Genomic DNA, 17,920 nt, shown 5'->3' on the forward strand with positions numbered 1-17,920 from the left:
ATATGTTTTCCAAATACTTTATCAACCGGCCGGTCCTCTCCGTCGTCATCGGTATCATCATCATGCTGCTGGGATTTGCGGCGATCAAGAGCCTGCCGATCTCGCAGCTGCCCAATCTAACCCCTCCGACCGTCGTCGTTACGGCCAAATACCCCGGGGCCGACGCCGAAACGATCGCAAACAACATCCTCACCCCCCTCGAATCACAGATCGCCGGGGCTGACGGGCTTATGTACATGTCCTCCAAAGCCGCGGCATTGCCCGGAACGGGGACCATTACGTGTACGTTCAACATCGGCGTCAACCAGGACATGGCGGCCGTCGACGTCCAAAACCGGATTAACTCCGTCCTCGCCCAGCTGCCGCAAACCACCCGCGACCTGGGTGTAACCGTCGAAAAACGGACGTCCGATATTCTGCTGATCGTGGCGATCACTTCGCCCGATGGCAGCTACGATTCGACCCAGATCAGCAACTACATCTCCTCCAATCTCCTCGACGAGATCAAAAAGATCCCCGGTGCGGGACGCAGCCAGATCTTCGGACAGCGCGATTACGCCATGCGCATCTGGCTCAATCCCGACAAAATGGCTTCTTTGGGGGTCAGCGCCGCCGAAATCGCCGCCGCGATCCGTGACCAGAACCTCCAGGTCTCTCCGGGGCGGCTGGGGCAGTCGCCCACGGCGGACGAGCAGATGTGGACGATGCAGCTCACCTCAAAAGGGCGGTTCTCTACCCCCGAAGAGTTTGCCAATATCATCATACGGGCCAAAAACGACGGGTCGATGATCCGGCTGCGTGACGTCGCACGGGTCGAACTCGGAGCGCAGAATTACGAATTTTTCGGACGGGTGAACGGCAAACCGGCCGCCATGATCGGGATTTTCGCCGACGTCAACGCCAATGCCCTCGACACCTCCGCGGCGGTCGAAGCGAAAATGGAAAAACTGGCCAAAAAATTCCCCGCCGGCATCACCTACGACATCCCCTACAATACGACCGATTTCGTTCAGATTTCGATCGACGAGGTAGTCAAAACGCTGATCGAGGGGATCATCCTCGTCAGCCTCGTCATCTACCTGTTCTTGCAAAGCACCCGTGCGGCGATGATCCCGATCCTTTCGATCCCGATCTCGCTGACGGGAGCTTTCATCGGGATGTACCTGCTGGGCTATTCGATCAATACCCTCACCCTGTTCGGGCTGGTACTGGCGATCGGGATCGTCGTCGACGATGCCATCGTCGTTGTCGAGAATATGGAACGGATACTCCAGACCGAAAAAATATCCCCGCGCGAAGCGGCGATCAAGGCGATGATGCAGATTTCCGGACCCGTCATCGCGATCGTTCTGGTTATGTGTGCGGTGTTTATCCCTGCGACCTTCCTGGGAGGGATGACCGGACAGCTCTACAAACAGTTTGCCGCGACCATCGCGATCTCGGTCGTTTTCTCGGGCTTCATGGCGCTGACCTTTGCTCCGGCGATCGGGGCGCAGATCCTGAAATACCATGACAAGGAACCGGCCGCTTTCTTCCGCTGGTTTAACCGCGCGTTCGGACGCATGACCGAAGGGTACGTCCGCCGTTCGGCGTTCATGATCCGCAAAGCGGCGATTTTCGGGGTGATTTACCTCACCACGTACGGGTTCATCGCCTATTTCCATAAAACCCTTCCGACCGCCTTTTTGCCGATGGAAGACCAGGGGTACTTCATTACCAGCGTCAATCTTCCCGAAGGGGCGACGGCCAACCGTACCCTCGAAGTGGTCAAACAGGTCGAAGGGATTTTGGCGCAGCAAGAGGGGGTCTACAAATACACGGCCATCACGGGGCTCAACATCCTCACCTTTTCGCAGGAGCCCAATTCGGCCGTCGTCTTTACCCGGCTCAAATCGTGGGATGAGCGTCCGGGTAAAGAGCTCTCGGTTTTCGGCATTCTCAACGCGCTGGGACCCAAGCTGGGTGCCATTCAGGAGGCCAAAGTGTTCGCGATGCCCCCTCCGCCGATTCGGGGGATGGGAGCGTCGGATATGTTCAGCCTCCGGCTGCTGCAGCCGGGCGACAACAACGTCAGCCGCCATGCCGCCGCAACCAACGAATTCGTCAATACCCTGAGGGCCGAACCGGGGATCAAGATGCCCTTTACGACGATGAACGTCAACACCCCCACCCTCTCGGTCGAAGTGGACCGCGAAAAAGCCAAATCGCTGGGGCTCTCGATCAATGACGTCTTCGGAACGCTTCAGGCGACGATCGGAACGATGTACGTCAACCAGTTCGACCGTAACGGCAAAACCTACTGGGTACAGATGCAATCAGACAGTTCCTATCGGGCCACCCCCGAAGACATCGGTCGCGCATGGGTCCGCTCGAGCAGCGGGATGCTCGTCCCGCTCTCGAGCGTCGTGACGGTCAAAATGTCGAGCGCGCCTTCGTCGATCGAACACTTTAACGGTGTACTCAGTACCACCATCATGGGCTCACCCTCACCGGGCTACAGTTCCGGGGACATCATCAAAACGATCGAGCACAAAGCCGACACCGTGTTGCCCGTAACCGCCAGCTACGACTGGGAAGGGCTGTATCTACAGGAAAAACTGGTCGGTTCCAAGGCCTTCATCATTGTCGCGTTCGCACTGGTGATGGTCTACCTGATCCTCGCGGCACTCTACGAGCGCTGGGTTCTGCCGATCTCGATCATGCTCGCCGTTCCCTACGGAATCATGGGGGCGTACGCGGTCGTCTGGGTCATTCCGTGGCTGAACAACAACGTCTATTTCCAGATCGGACTGCTCACCCTGATTGCCCTCTCGGCGAAAAACGCGATCCTCGTCGTCGAATTCGCCGAAGAGCAGCGCCAGATGGGCAAAAGCATTTACGACGCCACGATGGAAGCGGCACGCCTGCGTTACCGTCCGATGATGATGACCTCCTTTGCGTTCCTCGCCGGGATGCTTCCGCTCATCTTCAGCTCCGGTGCGGGTGCCGCGGGACGGTTCTCGATCGGGGTGGCGATGTTCGGCGGTATGATGGCCGCGACGTTCATTGAACGTTACTTCATCCCGTTCCTCTATTACTGGGTGGCGACGGCACACGAAAAATTCAATGCGCGCAAAGGGGTATCCCATGAATAAACAGATCGCCTACGGCTCGCTGGCCCTCTCCTTGCTGCTGGGAGGGTGCACCATCGGTCCCGATTACGTCAAACCTCCCATGTCCGCTCCCGAAGCATTCCGCGATACCAACGGCACCGCATCCGTGCAGACGCAATGGTGGAAGGGTTTCAACGACCCCAAACTCAGCGAAGCGGTCGAAACCTCCCTGCGGGCCAACTACGACCTGCACGCATCCCAGGCACGCGTCGATGCGCTGCTGGGAAAATTCGATCAGGCCAAGTCGTACCTCTACCCGCAAATCAACGGCAACGGTTCGCTAACCCGCAAAGGGGTCTACGACGCTACGGGGCCAAACCTGCGCGAAGGGGTAAGCTCTACCTATGCCGCGTCGCTCTCGCTGGCGAGCTACGAAATCGACCTTTTCGGCAAAGTCCGGCGCGCCAACGAAGCGGCACGGGCCCTTTTGCTCTCCAGCGTTTACGCCAAGGAAACGCTGAGCCTCTCGGTCGCCACCGCCGTCGCGGCGTCGTATTTCAAACTTGCGTCGCTGCGCAGCCAGATCGAGCTGGCGAAGGAAAACCTCTCGATCAGCCGCGAGCTTTACGACATGACGGGGCTCAAATACCGCCACGGCGTGATCGATGAAAGCAGCTATCTGCAGGCCGAATCGGAATACGAAAGCGCCAAGGCGACTCTTTCGCAGCTTGAAGCCTCTAAAATCGCCGAAGAAGCGGTATTCAACGTTTTGCTGGGGCGCAATCCCCAGGGGGTCCAAACCGCGGCATTGGAATCGATCGCCCTCCCCTCCGTTCCCGCCGCGATCCCGAGCACTCTCCTTGCACGGCGCCCCGACGTCGCCTCGGCCGAACAGGACCTCGTCGCCGCCAATGCCCAGATCGGCATTGCCAAAGCAGCCTATTTCCCCAGTTTCAAACTGACGGGAATGCTGGGAGTACAGAGCCTGGAACTGAGCGATTTCGTCGCCAATCCCACCAAACTGTGGGAAATCGCCCCGTCGGTATCGGTACCGCTCTTTAGCGCCGGCCGTATCGCCGGAGAGATCAAAACCGCCGAAGCCGAATACAATGCCACGCTCTCAACGTATCGCAAGACGGTGATCAGCGCGTTCAACGACACCGACAGCGCCCTGGGGCAAAACGCCAAGGCGGCCGAACAGATCGCCTACCAGCACAAACGCTCCGAGGCGATCGCACGCGCGCTCAAACAGGCCAAACTCCGTTATCAGGTAGGAAGCATTTCCTACTCGGAAATGTTGATCGTCCAGCAGCAGTGGCTGAGCGCACGCCAAAGTTATCTGGTCGCCAAACAAAACGGCCTGACCGCCGCCGCCAATCTCTATAAAACCCTGGGAGGCGGATGGGATGAAAAAATCTCTCCGCTCACCCTCGACTACTACCCTTCGGGACGATAATATTTCATCCCTTTTGCACCCTTCGGGGTGCGGATCTGCGCTATTTTTCTCTTCCCGAAATGCCATCGAAAAGATAATAAAAAGTAAACAAAAGCCGAAAAAGGGCAAAAAAACGGTTTTTTTCCCTCTCTGGAAGTTCACGTTTTGAACCGGTCAACCCTTTTTTTGAAAAAAATGTGATGCCTTGAAAAGCCCTATTTCAGGGAGTTCAAAAAAGAAATTTCAAAAAATTGTCAAAACCTCTTGACAAGCATGGGGGAGGTAGTGATATACTTCCGCCATAAATTTTTAAGGAGCCTTACCATGTTGAAATTCTTTTCTGCTTTGTTGCTTGCTGCTATGTTCATCGGATGTAGCGAATCTGCCCCTGTTGAAGAGGCAAACGCTACTGTTGAAGCTAACGTTACTGAAGAAGCACCAGTAATGGAAGAAGCTAACGCTACTGAAGCTAACGCTACAGAAGCTAACGCTACTGCTGCTCAGTAAGTTTTTACTTACTCGCTTATTTCGCACTTCGGTGCGAAATTCTCTCCTCTTCTTTCTTTGTTTAAACTTCATTCAAACTAAACACCGTACAATATCCTAATACTTTACCGTTAGGAGATCCGTTATGAAATACCTTGCCGCCATTGCCTGTTCCCTGTTGTTGATCGGATGCGGTGATTCAGCCCAGACCGAAAATGCTTCTGCCGTACCCGGCGAAACCAACGTAACGACGGAAGCAAACGTCTCCGAAACCAATCAGAGCTCTGTCGGCCAAACGGCTGCCGAGGTTGCGAGCCCGGTTGCCGTTCCGGCACCGGCAAGCAAACCGCAACCTGAGCCGAAAGCCGCGGAACCCGTTGCCAAAGCGCCTGCTCCTGCAAAAACGGCCGCGCCCGCGCCAGCAAAAGCTCCAACTTCCGTAGCCGTGGACGGCGGTGCGCTGTTCGGCCAGAAATGCGCTACGTGCCACGGCACAAAAGCCGAAAAACCGGCACTGGGAAAATCGCAGGTAATCGCGGGATGGAGTGCACAGCAGGTCAAAGAGGCACTCAAAGGGTATCAGGCGGGGACGTACGGTAAAGAGATGAAAGCATTGATGCAAGGACAGGTCAAAGGGCTTGACGACGCACAGATCGATGCGCTCGGCAAACACATCTCAAGCCTTTGATGACGACCTATTCCGAGGGTATAACCTCGGGATATACGAACAAAAGCGCAAATTCTTATAGACTCTTCGGCAACGCAAATTTCTGCGTTACCAGTTCTCCTTCCTCATTAAAAAAGAGGTAATAAAGAAAATCTTTTTTGACACTCAGCCCGGCAAGATAACGCAGCGCCAGATTCGCCTGCAGCGATGCGATGTGCATCACAATCGGGGCGGCGATCCCCGCAGGGGTCTTCTGGGTGATTTTAAACAGTTCATTGAAAGAGGCCTGGTCGAAAAAACAGACCTGCCCGTTAAACGCTTCTACCGAACCGTAAACCCACGGCAGCCCTTTGGCCTTCGCGTAGGTATTGATCATTCCCCGTGTCGGCAGATTGTCGGTCGCATCGACGATGAGATCCACCTCGATCCCTTTTTCCGCAAACTCTTCGAAACGGCAGGAATGGGGAACCGCTTTGACGTAGGGGCAACGCGATTCGATGAGGGCACACGCCACCTCGGCCTTGTTCTTCCCTTCATCACCCGTTTTAAAAGCGATCTGACGATGGATGTTGTGAAGGCTGACCGTATCGAAATCGATCATGTGGATTTCCCCGATCCCCGAGGCCCCCAGTGCAAACGCCAGCGATGACCCGAGCCCTCCGCTTCCGATCACGGCAATCCGTTTGCTCTGAAGGCTGCGCTGCGTCTCTTCGCCCCAGAGCTGTACCTGGCGGTGGAAATAGTGCATCATATGAAACTCCTCTGCTACGCTGGTTGGATTACTGTACCATCGTTTACGTTAAAAGCCTCCCAATTCGTATCGGTCGGCTCGGGAATCAGATGCGGGCGTTTCGTTTTCGGAGCGCTTCTTTGAAACCCCACCCTTTACGCGCTTCGCTCAGCGCTTTGCGGTCCAGATCGACGATGAGGAGCTCTTCGGTATTCCCCAGATCCGCTTCGATCTCCCCTTCGGGAGAGACGACCATCGAATCCCCGTAAAATTTCCAGGCGTGTTTTTCGTCGAAATACTCCCCGACGCGATTGGCGCGGAGAATGTAGCAGTTATGGGTGAACGCCCGCATTTTGAGCAGTTCGCGCCAGCGGTTGTGCGATTCGAACGTCGACGCGCTGGGTACGAGGACGACATCGATATTTTTGGTCTCGACGGCTTCCCACATCGGGTCGAAATGGGTCTCGAATCCTCCCATCACGGCAAATTTGAATCCGGCCACCGCAAAAATCATCGGCGGTTTGACCGCTTCGAGAGGATTGTTATAGAATTTTTCCTCGTTCCAGTGAGGATAGTTGATCAAAAACTGCTGCGGGTAATAGGTGACGCTTCGGGGACCTACTTTAACGATCGTTTTCGTGCACTCTTTCTTCTTCACGGTGACGATCGGGGCGACAAAAACGAGATCGTATTTTTCGGCCAGCGATTTGAGGGTCTCGATCTGATGGGCACTTTGTTCTGCGATCATCGAGACAGGTGTCTGAATCAGTTCTTTGAAAAACGGGTTGAGCAGGTATTCCCCCATCAAAACGAGTTTGACCCCTTTTTGATGCGCTACCCGCGCGTAGTTTTCGAGTTTGTTGCTCCCCATTCCGATCGAGGGGAGTTGCAAAAGGGCACAGCGCATCATTGCTCCTGGTTCTTGATGATTTGGATCTGCAATTCGGCTTCTTCGAGCATCTTCTGGGCCGACTGGAGCTCTTTCATCCCCTCTTCGTATGCCTTGATGCTCTCGTTCATAGGCAATGCGGGGTCCATCAGCTTCTCAAGGATCTCTTTGGCCTTGGTGATCTTGGTTTCGAAACCGGCTTCTTCGTTCATAGTGCCTCCCTGACGTAAGTGTCGATTTTATCGATCTCGACCAAAAACGCGTCATGGCCGTAATCGCTATCGACCGCATAATAATCGACGTTCGTTTTACCCTGTTTCTTCATTGCCGTATAGATCGCTTCCATTTCATCAGGGAGGAACAACAGGTCTTTGGCGAAGCTCACCAGATAAAGTTCCGCATTGATCTTCGACAACGCCTGTTCCATCGAATCAAACCCGCGCGAAAGGTCGTAAATGTTGATCGCTTTGGTGATGTAGAGATACGAAAGCGGATCGAACCATTTCGTAAAATTGTAGCCGTTGTACTCGAGGTACGACTCGATCTGAAATTTCCCGAAAAGCTCGAACAATCCGTCGTTACGGCGGTATTCGCGCCCGAATTTTTTGGTCATCGACTGATGCGACAGAAAACTGATATGCCCCGCCATACGACCGATCGCCATTCCGGAAAGACCGTTTTCGCGTACCGTTTCGGGATCGTAATAACCGTTCTTGAAATCGGGATCCTTGAGAATCGCTTCCTGAGCCACCTTGTTAAACGCGATCGCCCAGGGCTGGGTCGCCGCGGTGGTCGCCATCGCGATGATCTTTTTAGCGAAGTTGGGGAAAAAGACACCGAACGCAAGCGCCTGCATCCCCCCCATCGATCCGCCGATGATCGCATGGACCCGATGGATACCCAGACGGTCGAAGAGTATCCGCTGCGCTTTGACCATATCCAAGATTGTAATGACGGGAAATTTGTAACGGTAAGGTTCATTATAAGGGTAGCGCAGTGACATTGGGCCCGTCGAGCCGAAGCAGCTGCCGATGACGTTGGTACAGATCACGAAAAAACGGTCGGTATCGACCGCTTTGCCGGGGCCTATGAGTCCGTCCCACCACCCGGGTTTGTTATCCCCTTCGTAAGTACCGGCCGCATGGTGCGATCCGGTAAGGGCATGCGTTATCACAACGACATTGTCTTTCGCGTCGTTCAGTTCTCCGTACGTTTCGTAAACGATGTCGTAAGGTTCGAGAATCCTTCCGCTCTCCAGATAAAGAGGGTTGGTAAAATGCTCGCTGTGAATCTGCAGGTTTAACATAACTTCCTTTACGCGTCCAATGCCTGTTTGAGGTCGTTGATCAAATCCCGGCTGTCTTCAAGGCCGATGCTCAGGCGAATCAACCCCGAGGGGACGCCGCAGGCGATCAATTCTTCGTTCGAGAGCTGCTGATGGGTCGTCGATGCCGGATGGGTGATGATCGACTTGGAATCGCCGATATTGACGACAAGCGAGAACAGCGCCGTCGCATCCACGATTTTTTTGGCTTCCTCGAAACTCTCCACCTCGAAGCTCAGCAGCCCGCTTGCCATTCCGCCATCGAAATAACGCTGCGCGTTGGCATAGTTGGCGTTGCTTTTGAGCCCCGGATAGTTCACCTTTTTCACTTTCGGATGAGCTTCGAGGAATTCCGCAACGGCCAGCGCGTTGCGCGAATGTTCGCGCATCCGAAGGCTGAGCGTTTCGATCCCCTGGATAAAAAGCCACGAGTTGAACGGAGAGACTACCGCGCCGAGATCGCGCAGCAGGGAGAGACGCGCACGCAATGTAAAAAGGGGCAGCGGAACGTCGACGTAGACGAGGCCGTGGTAACTCTCATCCGGCTCGTTAAACTGCGGATAGCGAGCGTTCCCTTTGATCAGATCCAGCAGACCGTGGCGTTCAACCATAATACCGCCGATGGCAAGCCCCTGCCCCGTCGTATATTTGCTGGCACTGTGGACGACGACGTCGACCCCGTGTTCCAGCGGACGGCACAGTACCGGGGTAGCAACGGTATTGTCGACGATCGTGAGGATCCCGTGTTTTTTCGCAATGGCCGTGATCGCGCCGATATCGGCGACGTCGATACTGGGGTTGGTGAGGGTCTCAAAGAAGATCGCCTTGGTTTTGCCATCGACGAGCGCCTCGATCTCTTCGGGGTTATGGACATTGAAAAATCGTGCCTGGATGCCGAAACGTTTAAGGGTATGGGCCGCCTGGGTCAGAGTTCCGCCGTAGAGCTGCTTGGCGCAGACGATGTTATCCCCTGCCTCGGCGGCGTTGGCGATCGCGTAAAAAATGGCGGCCATTCCGCTCGATGCGGCCAGACCTGCCGCTCCTCCCTCGAGGGCGGCAAAACGTTTTTCAAAAACGTCGGTCGTCGGATTGTTCAACCGAGTATAAATGTTCCCCAGTTCTTTGAGGGCAAAAAGATTGGCTGCGTGCTCGACGTCACGAAATTCGTACGCCGTCGTCTGGTAAATGGGGACGGCCATCGTGCTCTGCGTATCTTTGTCGTATCCGGCGTGGATGGCATCGGTTTGAAGTTGCATATTCATCCTTTAGTGGTTGTTTGGCGCAATTGTATCCACAACCCGTCTTTTTTCCCGTGTTTCCCAAACGGTTTAATTACCATTAAACCGATAGGAATTACTTATACGTGGTAGTTCGGCGCTTCCTGCGTGATGATAACGTCGTGAACGTGCGATTCTTTAAGCCCGGCGCTCGTGATCTCGACGAATTCGGCTTTTTCCCAGAATACAGGGATGCTTTCGCTTCCGCAGTATCCCATCGACGAACGCAGACCGCCCATCATCTGGTGGACGACAGCGGCGATTGTCCCGCGATAGGGAACACGTCCTTCGATCCCTTCGGGGACGAGTTTATCGGCTGCGGTCCCTTCCTGGAAATAACGGTCGGTCGAACCTTTGGTCATTGCGCCGATGGAACCCATACCGCGGTACGCTTTGTACTGGCGACCCTGATACATGATCGTATCTCCCGGAGATTCCTCGGTTCCGGCCAGAAGCGATCCGGCCATGATGGCGCTTGCACCCACAGCGAGGGCTTTGGCGATATCACCCGAATAACGGATACCGCCGTCGGCGATGACGGGGACGCCGTGTTTGCGTGCGGCGCTCGCGCACTCATCAATTGCCGAAATCTGCGGTACGCCGACGCCGGCGACGATACGGGTCGTACAGATCGATCCGGGCCCGATGCCGACTTTGACGCCGTCAACTCCCGCTTCGATCAGTGCTTCGGTCGCTTCGGCCGTCGCGACGTTGCCCGCGATGATGTCGATCACCATCTCTTTTTTGATCGCTTTGACCGTATCGATAATCCCTTTGGAATGGCCGTGCGCCGAATCCAGAACCAACACGTCGACTCCCGCATCGACGAGGGCGCGTGCACGGTCGAGCTGACCGACACCGATGGCCGCACCGACACGGAGGCGTCCGAAATCGTCTTTGTTGGCGTGAGGGTATTCGATCCGTTTCTTGATATCCTTGATCGTGATCAGCCCTTTGAGGCACCCCTCGTCATCGATGATCGGGAGCTTTTCGATCTTGTTTTTGTGCATGATCTGCTCGGCCTCTTCGAGGGTGATCCCCGCTTTGGCGGTCACCAGCGGCATCGGGGTCATCACCATATGGGCCTGCTTTTTGAGGTCTTTTTCAAAACGCATGTCCCGATTGGTCAAAATACCGAGCAGTTTGTTGTGGGCGTCGACGACGGGAACGCCGGAAATACGGAATTCGCTCATCAACTGTTCCGCATCGGCGAGGGTCGCATCGGGAAGAACATAGATCGGGTCAATGATGATTCCGCTTTCGGATTTTTTCACTTTTTTGACCTGTTTGACCTGTGTTTCGATATCCATGTTTTTGTGGATGATCCCGATTCCGCCCAGGTGCGCCATCGCGATTGCCGCGCGATACTCGGTAACCGTATCCATCGCCGCGGAAACCATCGGGATGTTCAAGGGGATGTTGCGTGTCAGCATCGTTTTGAGACTCACCTCTTTGGGGAGAACCTCGGAGTATTTCGGAATAAGAAGTACATCTTCAAATGTGAGGGCACGTTTACGAATATTCATATGGTTTATCCTTTAAGCTTTGTTTCGAGGCTCAATGCCCCGTTGAACAGGGTTTGCTCCGCATACGGAGCGGCTATCAGCTGCAATCCGACCGGCATCCCGTCCCCGGCGGTATCGACCGGAAGGGAGATGGCCGGTAGCCCGGCAAGGTTGACCGAAATGGTGTAAATATCGCTCAGATACATCTCGAGCGGATCGCTTAAGCTCCCAAACTCGTACGCCGTCCGTGGCGCGACGGGAGTAAGGATCAGATCGACCTCTTCGAAAAGCTTATTATACTCTTCTTGGATCAGAGTCCGCACTTTTTGCGCCTTGACGTAATAAGCGTCGTAGTATCCCGAAGAGAGGACGAAGTTTCCGAGCATGATCCGTCGCTGTACTTCGGGCCCGAAGCCGCGCGAGCGGGTTTGGAGGAAGGTGTCTTTGAGGTTCTCCCCTTCCACGCGGTTACCGTAGCGGATCCCGTCGTAACGGGCCAGGTTGGTCGTCGCTTCGGCAGTCGCCGTGATGTAGTAGGCCGAGATATCGTACTTGGGGTCCATCAGGCTTTTTTCGACAACGGTATGCCCCGCGTTTTTGAGCGCTTCGACCGCTTTGGCATACGCTTTGCGGACATCAGGGGATGCATCTTTGACGTAATCGGGGACGATCGCAACCGTCAGTTTGACGCTGGCGTCAAGTTTGTCGCTCACTTTGCCGTCGTTACGCTCGGCACTGGTCGAGTCTTTGGGATCATACCCCTGGATGATATCGTACAAAATCGCGGCGTCTTCGACGTTCTGCGTCATCGGCCCGATCTGATCGAGCGAACTCGCATACGCCCCCAGGCCGTAACGGCTGACCCGCCCGTAGGTGGGTTTCATCCCTACGATACCGCAAAAAGCCGCAGGCTGGCGGATCGATCCGCCCGTATCGCTCCCCAGCGCGGCCACGGCCAAACCTGCGGCAACCGCCGCCGCCGAACCGCCCGAACTTCCGCCCGGCACCCGGCTGGGATTGAGGGGATTAAGGGTTTTGCCGTAACAGCTGCTCTCCGTGGTCGATCCCATCGCGAATTCGTCCATATTGGTCCGTCCGAACGGGCTGAACCCCGCGTCGAGCATTTTCTCGACCACGGTAGCGTTATAGGGGGCAACGTATCCTTTGAGGATGTTCGAGCCGCTTGTCACCGACCACCCTTTGACCTGGATATTGTCCTTGATCGCGATCGGGATCCCCTCTCCGACGTTAAGGACGTCGATGTAGGCATTGAGGTCACTGTTGGCCTCGATTTTCGCTTTAAGCTCCGACTTTAGCTGCGCTATCTCCTCTTTGGAGAGTTTTAACGCCTCTTTGAGTGTGATCATTCACCTTCCTTTGTTCGTTTTGCTTTTCGTACCATATAGATCCCCGCCCCGATGACGGCGAAAATAACCGCTACCGTTTCCGCGATAAAAGCCGTCGGAACCGGCTGTGTCACGTCGATCATTCGGCGACCATCCAGCCTGAAACCACCTGTGTACACCGCGGACAAAGCGTCTCTTCGTTCTGGCTGTGGTATTTCCAGCAGCGGGGGCATTTGGCTTTGGTCGCCAACGCTACGTTATACAGTTCCCCTTCGACTTCAAAGGTCGCTTTGACGTCATCGAGGACGCACGCGCACCATTTGGAGATGACAAGGTACTCTTCCGCATCGCTTTTCTTGATCGTTTTGGCTTTCGGATCGACGCTTGAAACAACCAGTTCGAGGGTATTTTTGATCACCTTCTCTTTTTTGAGGGCGTCAACGATCTCGTTGAGTTTTTCACGGACCGTTTTCATGTACGTTTCGTCCCACGTGCTTTCCACCGGGTCGATCGAAACGTATACGATGTCGAAAATATCTTTTGCTTCCCCTTTGATTACCGCGGGGGCATGCTCGAAGATCTCGTCGGCCGTATAAGTGAGGATCGGCGCAATCAGCCCCAGCATGGAGCGGGCGATGATCGCCATCGCGCTTTGCGATGAACGGCGTTCGGCAGAATCGGCGTTGTCACAGTACATCCGGTCTTTGGTGATGTCGATGTAGATGCCGCTGAGCTCGTTGACGATAAAATAGTTCAGTCCGCTCATCCCGTGGACGAAATTGTACTCGCCGAACAAACGGTGCGTTTCGTCGAATACCGCTTTTGCTTTCGCGACGATCCACTTGTCGATTTCGCCCATATCGCCGTAGGGGACGATTGCCTCAAGTCCATCGAGATTGGCCAGTATAATCCGGAAGGTATTGCGCAGTTTCCGGTACTGTTCCGCCGTCTGCTTGAGGATGTTGTCGGAAATCTTCAGATCCCCCTGGTAGTCGCTCATCGCGACCCACAGGCGGAGGATTTCGCTCCCGTACTGGCTCAGGACCTTCTCGGGGGCAACGACGTTGCCTTTGGATTTGGACATCTTCTCCCCCTTCTCATCGACCGTGAAACCGTGGGTGAGAAGCGCTTTGTAGGGAGCGACATGCTCGACCGACGCGCTCAGGAAGAGCGAACTCTGGAACCATCCGCGGTGCTGGTCGCTTCCTTCGATGTAAAGGTCTGCCGGATACGTTCCCGCATCGTAGTTGCGCGATTTGAGCACCGCGTTCCACGTCGAGCCGCTGTCAAACCAAACGTCGAGGATATCGGACACTTTTTCAAGCTCTTCGGGCTTGTACGGAGCACCCGGGTAGAGGAGTTCTTCGATGCTCATCGAATACCACGCGTCGGTGCTGTGCATCTCGAAAATCATCGCGATAAAGTTCAATACTTTTTCGTCCAGGATCACCTCTCCCGTGGCCTTGACGCGGAAGAACGCGATGGGGACCCCCCAGTCTCGCTGACGGGAGATACACCAGTCGGGACGGTTTTCGACCATCGAGCCCAAACGGTTGCGTCCGGATTCGGGATAAAAGGCCGTTTTGCCCACTTCGTCTTTGGCAATTTCGCGGAGCGTTTTAGACTCGCCATCAGGAGTGCCGTCGACGCTGATGAACCACTGCTTCGTCGCGCGGTAAATGAGCGGCGTGTGCGAACGCCAGCAGTGCGGATAGGAGTGGCGGAATTTGCTAACTTTGAGCGCTTTGTCGCCGAGCAGTTCGATGATCGGTTCGTTCGCTTTGAAAATGTGCATCCCGACGAACGTTTCGGGATTCGGAAGAAGCTTTTCGCGAACGACGGTCTGATCGTAGCATCCCGTCTCATCGACCGGCATCACCACTTCGAGGTTGTAGCGAAGCCCTACGCGATAGTCGTCCTCCCCGTGCCCGGGTGCGGTGTGGACGCATCCCGAACCGTTGTCCATCAATACGTGCTCGCCCAGCACGATGTGTGATCCGCGACCGTTGAGCGGATTGATCGCATAAAGGTTTTCAAACTTTTTCGCCTCGATCTTCTGCACGACGGTTCCGGTGAAAACACCCTCTTCGATAAGTGCTTCGTAGCGTTTCTCGGCCACGATGTAACCGTCGGAAGTGCGGACGTATGTTTCATCAGGGTTCAAAGAGATCCCCGTATTGGCCGGCAGGGTCCATGGCGTCGTCGTCCAGATGACGATCGCGGCGCTGCCTTCAATCCCTGCGCGCACTTTGGCTTCATCGGAAAGTTCAAACGCAACGTAAATCGAATAGTCCTCTTTCTCCTCGTACTCCACTTCGGCTTCGGCCAGAGCGGTACGCTCCGCCCAGCTCCAGTAGACCGGTTTGGAACGCTCGATCAGTAACCCTTTCTTCGCTACCGCGCACAGGGTTCGGTAGATGTTGGCTTCGAATTTGTAATCCATCGTCAGGTAAGGGTTGTCCCAGTCGGCGACGACGCCGAGCTTCTTGAATTCCTCGCGCTGGATATCGATAAATTCGCTCGCGTGCTCACGGCACAGACGACGCACTTCGGCGGTGCTGAGCTGTTCTTTTTTCTGTTTTCCGCCCAGTTTTTTCTCGACCTGCTGTTCAATCGGCAGCCCGTGGCAATCCCAGCCCGGCGTAAAACGGACCGATTTGCCGTTGAAATAATGGTATTTGACGATAATGTCTTTGAGAATTTTGTTCAGCGCGTGTCCGATGTGGGTATGGCCGTTGGCATAGGGGGGGCCGTCGTGCAGCGTAAAGCTCTGGGCACCCGCTCGGTTGGCTTTCATCCGGTTGTAGACGTCTTGGGCGATCCATGCGGCATAGCGCGCAGGTTCGTTTTGGACCAGGTTTCCGCGCATCGGAAACTCGGTCTGCGGCAGTAGGAGGGTATCTTTATAATCCATTCGGATCCCTTAATAATGAGCATATAAAAAGTGGTGCATTATAGCTTTTAGGTGATTAAATTTTGCTGTCACTATGCTATACTACCCCAATTTTATACAGGGTTGGACTATGAAACGCGACGTAATTTTTGTCGGAAACCGCCTGATTCTCAACGAGGCATACGAGCGCTACATTCTCCGAAACATCAAAAGCCGCTTCTCCTCGATCGACTCGATCAGTTATTTCGAAGAATCGGACAAAGACCTCTTTTTGCATCTCGACGCGCTCCTTAAACACGAATCCAAACTGGTCATCGTCACCACCAAAACCACCTTTACGATCGTCGGCAAACTTCTCAGCACGGTTACCGCCGACAACCAGGTCCTCAAAAATAATATGCTCATCCCCTCACGCGCCGATATCCTCGAAAACGGCAGCTACCTTCTCAACCATAACAGCTCCGAAATCAACGTCATCCTGGCAACAGAGGGTAAAGCCCTCCCCCCGATACTTATCGGCGACGAATCACGCCAGGCAATCATCCACCTCTTCAACGAAGATCTAGCCAGTGCCCAGACTCTCCTTGAGCCGCTGGCGCAAAACTTCGACGTACGGCTCGAATTCAGCCTTCTCGTCGAGGGGTGGCTTAAAATCCGGATTCATGCCCGCCGCCACGGCAACCTTTCGCAGTTCATCGCTTCGGCCAAGGGGCTGATGCACCACAAGGTGATCGCCGCGGCGAACGTAGCCGCCTTTATCATCGAGCGGCTGGGGGCACACAACAAAAAGCTCTCGTTCGCCGAAAGCTGCAGCGGCGGGTCGCTGGCCCATTTCTTTACCTCCCAAAGCGGTGCATCGGCCGTTTTCGACGGTTCGCTTATCACCTATTCCAACGTCCTCAAAGCCAACTGGCTTGCCGTGGACGACGAATCTCTTGATGCTTTCGGGGCCGTCAGCGCCGAAGTCGTTATGCAGATGTCGGAAGGGGCGATGAACGTCAGCTTTTCCGATTATGCACTCTCTATCAGCGGCGTGGCCGGCCCCAGCGGCGGGAGCGATGCCAAGCCCGTCGGGACCGTCTACATCAGCGCCCGTTCCAAAACCGCCGTCCATACCGAGCGTTTCCATTTCGAAGGGGATCGTAACTATATCCAGGAACAAAGCGTCCTGATGGCCGTCAAAATGCTCCTCAACGTCGACCGCGAACTCTTTTTTGCCTAATCACGTTTTTTTTCTTGACAAAGCGGGACATTTCCCCTATAATTTCGCCCTCACAATCACCGAATTCGGTCGGTTGAAGAGGTCTCGTTAGCTCAGCCGGTAGAGCATCTCACTTTTAATGAGGGGGTCGATGGTTCGAATCCATCACGAGACACCATGGTTGGTTCAGTGACCCTTTCGTCTAGTGGCCAAGGACACTATCACTTCATGGTAGGAACAGAGGTTCAAATCCTTTAGGGGTCGCCATTGTTCGATGTTCGGTAAGGGCGTTTAGCTCAGTTGGTAGAGCGCTACCCTTACAAGGTAGATGTCACAAGTTCGAGTCTTGTAATGCCCACCATTTTTGTGCAGCCATAGTTCAGTTGGTTAGAATGCCTGCCTGTCACGCAGGAGGTCGCGAGTTCGAGTCTCGTTGGCTGCGCCACCCTTCTTTTTCCCCCTTTTCGTATTTGTGTTATGATTATCCGATGAAACTCAAACCTCTTTTGTTTATCGCGTATGTTACGGTCTGGTTAGTTCTGGCGATCGATCCGTGGTATCGTGAAGACTGGCTGCTGGAAAATATTCTGGTATTCGTTGCCCTTCCCGTGGTGATATGGGGAGAACGCCGTTTCGGTTTTTCGCCTGCCGCCGCGTGGATGCTGTTTGTGTTTTTCGTTCTGCATGCCATCGGAGCGCACTACACCTACAGCGAGATGCCCTGGTTTGATCTTTTCACCCGTACTTTCGGTTTTGAACGCAATCATTACGACCGCGTTGCCCATTTTCTGTTCGGGTTTTTGCTGTTAGTACCGTTTGCCGAGCTCTTCGCCGTTTCCGCCAAACCCGGTAAAACGGTTTTTGCTTTCGCGTTTGTCTTTATGATTGCGGCTTCGGGTTTTTACGAGGTACTCGAATGGCTCGCCACCGAAGTGACCCATGCCGAACTCGGAACCGCGTTTCTGGGAACGCAGGGAGACGAGTGGGACGCACAGAAAGACATGCTGATGTGTTATCTTGGCATTATCGCGGGGGCGTTGATTTGGCGGAGACGGATACTCTAAAAGCCTCCGGC

Annotated in this window: 15 protein-coding genes and 4 tRNA genes; 10 read left to right on the forward strand and 9 right to left on the reverse strand. The window is 54.7% G+C overall.

The window, feature by feature from the left end; genetic code table 11:
* Nucleotides 1–2 precede the first annotated feature (2 nt).
* The 4 genes from E0765_RS01690 (at nt 3) to E0765_RS01705 (ending at nt 5,701) form a co-directional block, all read left to right on the forward strand.
* Nucleotides 3–3,134 (forward strand): efflux RND transporter permease subunit, encoded by a 3,132-nt coding sequence (locus E0765_RS01690; protein ID WP_132811486.1) that lies wholly within the window; start codon nt 3–5, stop codon nt 3,132–3,134.
* Entirely contained in the window at nt 3,127–4,548 is a 1,422-nt protein-coding gene (locus E0765_RS01695) for an efflux transporter outer membrane subunit (RefSeq protein WP_165921621.1), read from the forward strand. The genes E0765_RS01690 and E0765_RS01695 overlap by 8 nt, the downstream gene beginning before the upstream one ends.
* A 303-nt stretch (nt 4,549–4,851) precedes the next feature.
* Nucleotides 4,852–5,034 carry a hypothetical protein gene (locus tag E0765_RS01700; RefSeq protein WP_132811488.1) on the forward strand — a complete coding sequence of 61 codons (183 nt, stop codon included), beginning with the start codon at nt 4,852–4,854 and terminating at the stop codon, nt 5,032–5,034.
* 124 nt (nt 5,035–5,158) lie between these two features.
* Nucleotides 5,159–5,701, forward strand: coding sequence for a c-type cytochrome (locus E0765_RS01705; protein WP_132811489.1), 543 nt, complete (start codon nt 5,159–5,161; stop codon nt 5,699–5,701).
* A gap of 55 nt (nt 5,702–5,756) precedes the next feature.
* Here the strand turns inward: E0765_RS01705 and E0765_RS01710 are convergent, their stop codons facing one another.
* From E0765_RS01710 to ileS, 9 genes are all read right to left on the reverse strand, one after another.
* The gene (locus tag E0765_RS01710; protein ID WP_132811490.1) at nt 5,757–6,431 is read right to left on the reverse strand and encodes a HesA/MoeB/ThiF family protein; all 675 of its coding nucleotides are present in this window, start codon (nt 6,429–6,431) and stop codon (nt 5,757–5,759) included.
* Between the two features lie 85 nt (nt 6,432–6,516).
* On the reverse strand, nt 6,517–7,317 hold the full coding sequence (locus E0765_RS01715) for a carbon-nitrogen hydrolase family protein (protein ID WP_132811491.1): 801 nt from the start codon (nt 7,315–7,317) through the stop codon (nt 6,517–6,519).
* Entirely contained in the window at nt 7,317–7,511 is a 195-nt protein-coding gene (gene xseB / locus E0765_RS01720; protein ID WP_132811492.1) for an exodeoxyribonuclease VII small subunit, read from the reverse strand. Before xseB ends, E0765_RS01715 begins: the two co-directional genes overlap by 1 nt.
* A complete protein-coding gene (locus E0765_RS01725) occupies nt 7,508–8,605 on the reverse strand; it encodes a homoserine O-acetyltransferase (RefSeq protein ID WP_132811493.1) in 1,098 nt (365 codons plus the stop codon). Before E0765_RS01725 ends, xseB begins: the two co-directional genes overlap by 4 nt.
* An 8-nt stretch (nt 8,606–8,613) precedes the next feature.
* A complete protein-coding gene (locus tag E0765_RS01730; protein WP_132811494.1) occupies nt 8,614–9,879 on the reverse strand; it encodes an O-acetylhomoserine aminocarboxypropyltransferase/cysteine synthase family protein in 1,266 nt (421 codons plus the stop codon).
* 101 nt (nt 9,880–9,980) lie between these two features.
* On the reverse strand, nt 9,981–11,426 hold the full coding sequence (guaB, locus tag E0765_RS01735; protein ID WP_132811495.1) for an IMP dehydrogenase: 1,446 nt from the start codon (nt 11,424–11,426) through the stop codon (nt 9,981–9,983).
* Between the two features lie 5 nt (nt 11,427–11,431).
* Nucleotides 11,432–12,772 carry an Asp-tRNA(Asn)/Glu-tRNA(Gln) amidotransferase subunit GatA gene (gene gatA, locus E0765_RS01740; RefSeq protein ID WP_132811496.1) on the reverse strand — a complete coding sequence of 447 codons (1,341 nt, stop codon included), beginning with the start codon at nt 12,770–12,772 and terminating at the stop codon, nt 11,432–11,434.
* Entirely contained in the window at nt 12,769–12,894 is a 126-nt protein-coding gene (locus E0765_RS12645; protein WP_255417811.1) for a hypothetical protein, read from the reverse strand. Before E0765_RS12645 ends, gatA begins: the two co-directional genes overlap by 4 nt.
* Nucleotides 12,891–15,665: an isoleucine--tRNA ligase gene (ileS, locus tag E0765_RS01745; RefSeq protein ID WP_132811497.1), complete on the reverse strand. Its 2,775-nt coding sequence runs from the start codon at nt 15,663–15,665 to the stop codon at nt 12,891–12,893. The genes E0765_RS12645 and ileS overlap by 4 nt, the downstream gene beginning before the upstream one ends.
* A gap of 109 nt (nt 15,666–15,774) precedes the next feature.
* Here ileS and E0765_RS01750 point away from each other — a divergent pair, with 109 nt between their 5' ends.
* The 6 genes from E0765_RS01750 to E0765_RS01775 all read left to right on the forward strand — a co-directional run bounded on the left by E0765_RS01750 (nt 15,775) and on the right by E0765_RS01775 (nt 17,909).
* Nucleotides 15,775–16,866, forward strand: coding sequence for a CinA family protein (locus tag E0765_RS01750; RefSeq protein ID WP_132811498.1), 1,092 nt, complete (start codon nt 15,775–15,777; stop codon nt 16,864–16,866).
* An 81-nt stretch (nt 16,867–16,947) separates the two neighbouring features.
* Nucleotides 16,948–17,023 (forward strand) — tRNA-Lys (locus E0765_RS01755).
* Nucleotides 17,024–17,036: 13 nt separating this feature from the next.
* Nucleotides 17,037–17,112, forward strand: a tRNA-Glu gene (locus E0765_RS01760).
* Between the two features lie 18 nt (nt 17,113–17,130).
* Nucleotides 17,131–17,206, forward strand: a tRNA-Val gene (locus tag E0765_RS01765).
* 7 nt (nt 17,207–17,213) lie between these two features.
* Nucleotides 17,214–17,290 (forward strand) — tRNA-Asp (locus E0765_RS01770).
* Nucleotides 17,291–17,333: 43 nt separating this feature from the next.
* Nucleotides 17,334–17,909, forward strand: coding sequence for a DUF2238 domain-containing protein (locus tag E0765_RS01775; protein ID WP_132811499.1), 576 nt, complete (start codon nt 17,334–17,336; stop codon nt 17,907–17,909).
* Nucleotides 17,910–17,920 lie beyond the last annotated feature (11 nt).

Origin of the sequence: Sulfuricurvum sp. IAE1 (assembly GCF_004347735.1) — a bacterium.
GTDB lineage: Bacteria > Campylobacterota > Campylobacteria > Campylobacterales > Sulfurimonadaceae > Sulfuricurvum.

Coding starts and splice junctions, on each gene's coding strand:
- E0765_RS01690 (WP_132811486.1), top strand. CDS start 3: ATGTTTTCCAAATACTTTATCAACCGGCCGGTCCTCTCCGTCGTCATC.
- E0765_RS01695 (WP_165921621.1), top strand. CDS start 3,127: ATGAATAAACAGATCGCCTACGGCTCGCTGGCCCTCTCCTTGCTGCTG.
- E0765_RS01700 (WP_132811488.1), top strand. CDS start 4,852: ATGTTGAAATTCTTTTCTGCTTTGTTGCTTGCTGCTATGTTCATCGGA.
- E0765_RS01705 (WP_132811489.1), top strand. CDS start 5,159: ATGAAATACCTTGCCGCCATTGCCTGTTCCCTGTTGTTGATCGGATGC.
- E0765_RS01710 (WP_132811490.1), bottom strand. CDS start 6,431: ATGATGCACTATTTCCACCGCCAGGTACAGCTCTGGGGCGAAGAGACG.
- E0765_RS01715 (WP_132811491.1), bottom strand. CDS start 7,317: ATGCGCTGTGCCCTTTTGCAACTCCCCTCGATCGGAATGGGGAGCAAC.
- xseB (WP_132811492.1), bottom strand. CDS start 7,511: ATGAACGAAGAAGCCGGTTTCGAAACCAAGATCACCAAGGCCAAAGAG.
- E0765_RS01725 (WP_132811493.1), bottom strand. CDS start 8,605: ATGTTAAACCTGCAGATTCACAGCGAGCATTTTACCAACCCTCTTTAT.
- E0765_RS01730 (WP_132811494.1), bottom strand. CDS start 9,879: ATGCAACTTCAAACCGATGCCATCCACGCCGGATACGACAAAGATACG.
- guaB (WP_132811495.1), bottom strand. CDS start 11,426: ATGAATATTCGTAAACGTGCCCTCACATTTGAAGATGTACTTCTTATT.
- gatA (WP_132811496.1), bottom strand. CDS start 12,772: ATGATCACACTCAAAGAGGCGTTAAAACTCTCCAAAGAGGAGATAGCG.
- E0765_RS12645 (WP_255417811.1), bottom strand. CDS start 12,894: ATGATCGACGTGACACAGCCGGTTCCGACGGCTTTTATCGCGGAAACG.
- ileS (WP_132811497.1), bottom strand. CDS start 15,665: ATGGATTATAAAGATACCCTCCTACTGCCGCAGACCGAGTTTCCGATG.
- E0765_RS01750 (WP_132811498.1), top strand. CDS start 15,775: ATGAAACGCGACGTAATTTTTGTCGGAAACCGCCTGATTCTCAACGAG.
- E0765_RS01775 (WP_132811499.1), top strand. CDS start 17,334: ATGAAACTCAAACCTCTTTTGTTTATCGCGTATGTTACGGTCTGGTTA.